Below are 1,110 nucleotides of genomic sequence, written 5' to 3' on the forward strand. Positions count from 1 at the left end.
GCAGCCGGTCGGCTGTCGGGTCTGGCGCGCGGGGCGCTCGGGCTGCGGCTACCACCGGCCCTGGTCCTGGGCTGGCACAAGGCGTTCCCCCGCCGGCCACGGACGCCGGCCACCGTCGCCCGCCTCGCCCTGCCCCTGCTGCTGATCGTGGTGGCGATGAGCGCCTGGACCACCATCGACCGCTTCCACAGCAGGCCCGACCAGGTCGGCCTCGCCGCCGCGCTCACCGTCCGCCCCGACGGCGAGGTCGGCGACCGTGACGTCCGCGCCCTCCTCGACCGCGACCCGCGGATCGCCGCGGCCCACCCGGGCGTCGAGGTGGCGGCCCTGGTACCGGGCCAGACCGCCACGATCGCCCTCCGTGGTCTCGGCACCCGCCAGGACCCCTACCCGTACGCCCTGGCCGAGGGCCGCCCGGCACACGGCCGGGACGAGGCGGTGGCCGGGCAGGGCCTGCTCGACCTTCTGGACGTACGCGTCGGCGACTGGGTGCGGATGACCGTGGGCGACCAACCGCAGATCCTGCACATCGTGGGCCGCAGCATCGAGCCGGACAACGCCGGCCGGGTCATCTCCACCTCGCTCGACACCCTCCGCGAGAACGACCCCCGGCTGCGCCCCACCCTCTACCAGCTGCGCCTCCAGCCGGGCGTCGCCCCCCGCGAGGTCGCGGGCGATCTGGCCACGGCCGCGCGCGGGCACCTGGACGTGCACGCCGTGCCGAATCCGGCCGACGGGCTGTCATCGCTGCGCGGAGTCGTGCTCGCGTTGATCGGCGTCCTCGCGCTGATCGGGATCGTCGAACTGCTGACCGCGATCGGCGGCACCGTCCGCGAGGGCGAGCGGGATCTGCTGGCGCTCAAGGCCGTCGGCCTGACCCCGCGGCAGATCACCGCCGTCACCGTCACGGCCACCGCCTGCACCGCCCTAGCCGCGGTCCTGCTCGGCACAGCGCTGGGGCTGCCCCTCGCGCACTGGATCATCGACGCCCAGGGCAGGTCCAGCGGCATCGGCGCCGGGATAGCTCAGGGTCCGTCGCCCGTACTCCTGGTGCTGTTCGGCGCGGCCGCCGTGGTGGGCGCCGCCGCTCTCGCCGCCCTGCCCGCGGCC

1 protein-coding gene is annotated in these 1,110 nt (G+C 75.8%); it reads left to right on the top strand.

Features of this window, described 5'->3' with window-relative positions; translation table 11 throughout:
* Positions 1 to 1,110: FtsX-like permease family protein (locus AB0I98_RS49885; protein WP_362953184.1), on the top strand; the 1,110-nt coding region annotated here is incomplete at both ends.

Origin of the sequence: Streptomyces sp. NPDC050211 (assembly GCF_040656035.1) — a bacterium.
In the GTDB taxonomy this organism is placed as follows: Bacteria; Actinomycetota; Actinomycetes; order Streptomycetales; family Streptomycetaceae; genus Streptomyces.